This window comes from Methylophaga sp. UBA5088 (assembly GCF_002414625.1).
Taxonomy (GTDB): domain Bacteria; phylum Pseudomonadota; class Gammaproteobacteria; order Nitrosococcales; family Methylophagaceae; genus Methylophaga; species Methylophaga marina.
This window is the reverse complement of sequence record NZ_DIAC01000109.1, coordinates 6,488-12,116: the sequence shown is the minus strand read 5'-3', so window position 1 is coordinate 12,116 and position 5,629 is coordinate 6,488. Positions and strand designations below refer to the sequence as shown.

6 protein-coding genes are annotated in these 5,629 nt (G+C 46.1%); 3 read left to right on the top strand and 3 right to left on the bottom strand.

The features are described from left to right. Positions 1-4: 4 nt before the first annotated feature. Genes B4K20_RS13890 through B4K20_RS13880 form a run of 3 tightly spaced genes read right to left on the bottom strand, consistent with a single transcriptional unit; the run spans position 5 to position 3,154 of the window. Entirely contained in the window at positions 5-520 is a 516-nt protein-coding gene (locus tag B4K20_RS13890) for an ankyrin repeat domain-containing protein (protein WP_289283343.1), read from the bottom strand. 42 nt (positions 521-562) lie between these two features. Next, complete coding sequence (locus B4K20_RS13885; RefSeq protein ID WP_289283342.1) at positions 563-2,218, bottom strand: electron transfer flavoprotein-ubiquinone oxidoreductase; 1,656 nt, start codon at positions 2,216-2,218, stop codon at positions 563-565. A gap of 3 nt (positions 2,219-2,221) precedes the next feature. After that, positions 2,222-3,154, bottom strand: coding sequence for a LysR family transcriptional regulator (locus B4K20_RS13880; protein ID WP_289283341.1), 933 nt, complete (start codon positions 3,152-3,154; stop codon positions 2,222-2,224). A gap of 103 nt (positions 3,155-3,257) precedes the next feature. Here B4K20_RS13880 and B4K20_RS13875 point away from each other — a divergent pair, with 103 nt between their 5' ends. The 3 genes from B4K20_RS13875 to B4K20_RS13865 all read left to right on the top strand — a co-directional run. Continuing rightward, a complete protein-coding gene (locus B4K20_RS13875; protein ID WP_289283340.1) occupies positions 3,258-4,010 on the top strand; it encodes an electron transfer flavoprotein subunit beta/FixA family protein in 753 nt (250 codons plus the stop codon). Next, the gene (locus tag B4K20_RS13870; RefSeq protein WP_289283339.1) at positions 4,007-4,939 is read left to right on the top strand and encodes an electron transfer flavoprotein subunit alpha/FixB family protein; all 933 of its coding nucleotides are present in this window, start codon (positions 4,007-4,009) and stop codon (positions 4,937-4,939) included. The genes B4K20_RS13875 and B4K20_RS13870 overlap by 4 nt, the downstream gene beginning before the upstream one ends. A 13-nt stretch (positions 4,940-4,952) precedes the next feature. After that, positions 4,953-5,629, top strand: a 677-nt coding sequence (locus B4K20_RS13865; RefSeq protein WP_289283338.1) for a ferredoxin--NADP reductase, incomplete at its 3' end; no start/stop codon positions are given.

The following is a 5,629-nucleotide window of genomic DNA, read 5'->3' as shown; positions in this document are numbered from 1 at the left end:
TGAGTTAGGCTTGCTGAAGACGCTCACGCGTGTCTGCCGCGCCCATCGCATCCGCCAACATTAACGCCGTTTTGCCGTCATCCGTCCTGGCCTCTATATCAGCACCATGCGCCAACAGGCAATCGACCACCGCCAGTTGATTGAACATGGCTGCAAACATCAGGGCTGTTTTACCATCTGGCGTTGTCGCATTGACATTGGCACCATGCTGAATCAACAACTCGGCAATATCTTTATAACCTTTAAATGCCACACCAGCTAAAGGGGTTTGTTGGCGATCATTGGCCAGTTCAGGGTCGGCACCATGTTCCAGCAATAACTTTGTCATCTCATAATGGCCATTATAGCTGGCCAGCATCAACAGACTATCGCCATTGCCCGTGCGAATATCCACTGGCAGGCCCATTTCCAGTGATTTTTTTAACTCTTCCGCTTTACCGTCACGCACTAACTGAAAGACTAATTGAGCTAGCTCGTAGGTTTTCTCATCCATTTCTGGGTTGGCGTCATTTTCTGTCATCACAGTATCCTTTAAATCTGTTGTTAGCTATCCACTCCACCCTTACATACCTTTGTATACAGGGCCACTGCCGCCTTCTGGTGGCACCCAGACAATATTCTGAGTCGGGTCTTTGATATCACAGGTTTTACAGTGTATGCAGTTCTGAGCATTTATCTGCAACGACGGTTCCCCTGCCTGCTCAATAATTTCATAGACTCCGGCCGGGCAATAACGTTGTTCTGGTGCATCATAGTTCTTCAGGTTGATGGTGACGGGCACGGCCTTGTCTTTTAATTGCAAATGACCAGGTTGGTTATCATCATGCACGATATTGCTCAAATCGATCGAAGACAAGCGATCAAAAGTCAGCTCACCATCTGGTTTAGGGTAGTCAATTTTCTTGACTTGGTTTTTCGATTTGAGACTTTTATGGTCAGCCTGCTGATGCTGCAATGTCCAGGGTAACTTGATATGTAAGGCACTCAGCCACAATTCAATACCCGCTAAGGCGCCACCTGTCATGTTGCCAAAACGTGACAGCAAGGGTTTAAAGTTACGCACTTTTTCTAACTCTTTCCAAACCCATGAAGCATTTAATTTAATGGGATATTCCATAAGTAAACGCTTACCATCATTTGTCGACTCAGTAAAATAGTCGTAAGCCGCTTCTGCGGCTAACATGCCTGATTTGATCGCATTATGGCTGCCTTTAATTTTGGGCACATTGACCATGCCCGCGCTGCAACCAATAAATGCACCACCAGGGAAAATCAGATCCGGCAAAGATTGCAAACCTCCTTCGCTAATGGCTCTGGCACCATAACTAAGACGTTTGCCGCCTTGTAACATTGCTCGTATCTCGGGGTGCGTTTTGAAACGTTGAAACTCATCAAAAGGTGATAGATACGGATTGCTGTAATCCAGATGCACCACCATCCCGATAGACACTAATTGTTCACCATAGTGATAGACAAAAGCACCGCCCCCCGTATCGTCAGATAAGGGCCAGCCAAAACTATGACTGACATAACCTGGCTGATGCTGTTGCTCAGGGATACGCCAGATTTCTTTGATGCCCAAGCCAAACTTGGCTGGACGGTCTGCATCACGTAGATTGAAATGCGACTCTAACTGACGTGCCAGAGAACCTCTGGCCCCTTCTGCAATTAGGGTAAAAGGCGCCTGAATTTCAATTCCTGCCACAAATTGTGCTGTCGGCTCACCATCGGCATCACTACCCATATCCCCAGTAATAACCCCAATCAGATCCCCCTGTTCGTTATATAACGCTTCCTGAGCTGAAAAGCCGGCATAGATTTCAACGCCCAGCTCTTCAGCCTGACCGCCCAGCCATGAGCATAACTCACCCAAACTACCAATGTAGTTACCACTATTTTTCATCAAAGGCGGCATTAACCAATGTGGAATCGTCCACGCTTTATCGCTGGTCATAAACTGGAACTTATCTTCACTCACGGCGGTTTTTAGTGGTGCGCCTTTTTGTTTCCAGTCGGGTATCAGCTCGTTTAACGCGATCGGATCGATCACAGCACCAGAAATAATTTGTGCCCCAACTTCAGCGGCTTTTTCTAACACACAGACACTGAGATCCTTTCCGGCCTCATTAGCTAATTGTTTAAAACGAATAGCGGCGCCCAACCCCGCTGGCCCAGCACCAATAATTAACAAGTCATAATTCATTACGTCACGTTGCATGATTTATTCCTTAATAATTCGAGTGAGATTAACCTCGTCACTGCGCGAAACATCAGCAGTAATCGATTGACATAACGCTAAAAACTCACGCATGCCGGTGGTCTGATATTTCTGCTTATGCCACAGAAAATAGAAATACCGACCTAGATCCAAAGCAGGTGCATTGACCGGTACCAGGCTACCGCGACGAAAGGCATCTTTTAATGCCAGTCGGGAAATGCAACCGATACCCAGACCTGATTCGACTGTACGTTTTACCGCTTCGGTGTGTTCAAGTTCGAGGCGAATATTGAGTTGTGAATGATAATTGTGAAAAGCACGATCAAACGTTTCACGTGTACCAGAACCTTTTTCTCTGAGAATCCAAGGCTCTGCTAATAACTGTTGCATAGTGACCTTTTTCTTGTTTGCCAGAGGATGATCAGGTGCACAGAACACCACTAACTCATCGGCAATCCAGGTTTCCACTTCAATATCCGGGTGATGACATCCCCCTTCAATCAAACCAATATCAAGCTCATGGTTCGCAATTTGTTCAATGATGGTTTTTGTATTGTGAACCTGCAACTCAATGCGGCTATCAGCATGTTCATGTAAAAACTCGGCCACCAGCAAGGTCGCCAAATAGTTACCAATAGTCAGCGTGGCACCGATTTTCATCAGACCATATCCGGCATGACCTTCCATGAGATTATGAATTTCCTGCGCACGATCCAGTAGCTCAACAGCATGCGGTAACAATTGCTGACCTGCCTGATTAATCCGCAAGGATTTACCCACACGATCAAACAATTGCACATTGTATTGCTTCTCAAATTCTGCCAGTGCGGTACTCGCTGCAGATTGAGATAGAAACAAGGCTTGAGCTGCTTTTGACACACTGCCTGTTCGGCTGACAGCAACAAAAATTTCGAGTTGTCTTAGACTGAATTTCATGTTTTTGCATATCTATTTATTAGATAGATAATATCTAAATTATCAATTTAACAAATATTGTACGCCACTATAAAATGCTCAGCAAACCTTAAGAGGAAATGTAATGAAAATTTTAGTCGCGATAAAACGTGTAGTGGATTACAACATCAAAGTCGGTATCAAAGCCGATGGTTCCAATGTGGATATCGACGGCGTGAAAATGAGTGCCAACCCGTTCGATGAAAATGCGATTGAGCAAGCCATTCGTTTGAAAGAACAAAGTAAGGCCGATGAAGTTGTTGCCGTGTCCATTGGCTCATCAGCCAATCAGGATGTATTAAGACATGCGCTGGCTATGGGTGTGGATCGGGCACTTCTGGTCGAACACGAAACAGAAGTACAGTCGCTGGAGGTCGCCAAACTCTTACAAGCCGTCGCTGATAAAGAGCAACCGGATCTGATACTTCTCGGTAAACAAGCGGTGGATGATGATGCTGGTCAGGCAGGGCAAATGCTGGCTGCCTTGTTGGATTATCCACAAGGTACTTTTGCTTCGGAGCTGGATATTGAAAATGGTGAAGCTATCGTTACCCGTGAAATAGACGGTGGTACCGAAACCGTGGCATTGCAATTACCTGCGGTAGTCACTGCTGACTTACGCTTAAACGATCCACGGTTCGTCAAACTACCCAATCTGATGCAGGCGAGAAAGAAACCGATCGAAAACCTGTCGGCTTCAGATCTGGTCACTGAGTTAACGCCCAGATTGTCATTAATCAATGTCGCCGAACCACCTCAACGTAAAGCTGGGATTAAAGTCGACAGTGTTGATGCTTTATTGCAGCAATTACGTACAAAAGAAGGAATTGCACTATGAGCACATTAGTATTAGCCGAACACAATGGACAACAACTGCATAACGAAGTCCGTCATGCTGTGACTGCAGCTCAATCTTGGGGACAGCCGGTTCACCTGTTAGTTTTAGGCCATCAATCTGAAAAGATTGCAGAGCAGGCCACCACGATTCATGGCGTTAGTCGAGTATTGCATGTCGATGCGCAGCAGTTTGCCCATCCGATCGCAGAAGATGTCAGCAATCAGATTAACTCGATAATCACTGATTATGAGGTCCTTATTGCTGCCCACTCTTCATTTAGTCGCAATGTTTTACCTCGAGTGGCGGCACTCAATGATGTAGCGATGATATCCGATGTATTGGACATTCAATCTGACAATCGTTACGTGCGTGCTATCTACGCCGGTAATGTACACACCACTATACAAAGTGGTGATACACGCCAAATTCTGACAGTGCGTGGCAGCAAGTTTGCCGCGGCTGAATTAAATGGTCAGGCTGAAATTACGACTATTACAGCAGTAGCGCCTTTCACTAAAACACGCTGGATCAGCGAGTCACGTATTGAATCAGACAGACCTGCCCTGAACTCGGCCAAAGTGGTGGTATCAGGTGGTCGCTCATTAGGTAGTGCAGAAAAATTTGATGCCTTGCTTAATCCATTGGCTGAAAAGCTGGGTGCTGCACTCGGTGCAACCAGAGCGGCTGTGGATGCAGGCTATGCGCCGAATGAAATTCAGGTCGGTCAAACCGGTGTCACGGTAGCACCTGAACTGTATTTTGCGGTTGGCGTGTCTGGTGCGGTGCAACATACCGCCGGTATGAAAGACAGCCGTATTGTCGTCGCCATCAACCAGGATCCTGACGCGCCGATTTTTCAGATAGCCGATTATGGCCTAGTGGCCGATCTGTTTGATGCAGTGCCTAGTTTAACCAACGCCCTTTCATAAAAAAGAGATAACGATGAGTACATTTGCAAGCGAACGCGTATTAAGCGTGCACCACTGGGATGACAATCTGTTCAGCTTCAAAACCACCCGTGATCCGGGTTTGCGGTTTGAAAATGGTCAGTTTGTGATGATTGGCCTTGAAGTCGACAATAAACCGTTGCTTCGTGCATACAGTATTGCTAGCCCGAATTATGATGAAAATCTGGAGTTTTTCAGCATCAAAGTTCCTAACGGGCCACTCACTTCACGCCTGCAACATTTACAGGTAGGTGATGAGATATTAGTCAGCAGAAAACCTACGGGTACCTTGGTCGTGCATGATCTGAAGCCGGGGAAGAACCTGTACCTCTTCTCAACAGGTACTGGGCTCGCGCCTTTTCTCAGTGTGATTCAGGATATTGAAGCCTATGATCGCTTTGAGAAAATCATTCTTATTCATGGGGTCCGTTATGTCAGTGAATTGGCTTATGCCGATTTCATTGAAAAAGACTTGCCTGACAATGAATTCTTTGGTGATCTGGTCAAAGAAAAGTTAATTTATTATCCCACCGTCACTCGCGAACCTTTCCGAAATCAGGGACGACTGACGGATCTGATTACCAGTGGCAAATTATTTGAGGATATTGGTCTACCTCCCCTTGATCCTGAGCATGATCGAGCCATGATCTGTGGCAGTCCACAAATGCTGAA

What these genes read in the sequence shown, in the direction of transcription:
- B4K20_RS13875 (WP_289283340.1), top strand. Translation starts at nt 3,258, where the DNA reads ATGAAAATTTTAGTCGCGATAAAACGTGTAGTGGATTACAACATCAAA.
- B4K20_RS13885 (WP_289283342.1), bottom strand. Translation starts at nt 2,218, where the DNA reads ATGCAACGTGACGTAATGAATTATGACTTGTTAATTATTGGTGCTGGG.
- B4K20_RS13890 (WP_289283343.1), bottom strand. Translation starts at nt 520, where the DNA reads ATGACAGAAAATGACGCCAACCCAGAAATGGATGAGAAAACCTACGAG.
- B4K20_RS13870 (WP_289283339.1), top strand. Translation starts at nt 4,007, where the DNA reads ATGAGCACATTAGTATTAGCCGAACACAATGGACAACAACTGCATAAC.
- B4K20_RS13880 (WP_289283341.1), bottom strand. Translation starts at nt 3,154, where the DNA reads ATGAAATTCAGTCTAAGACAACTCGAAATTTTTGTTGCTGTCAGCCGA.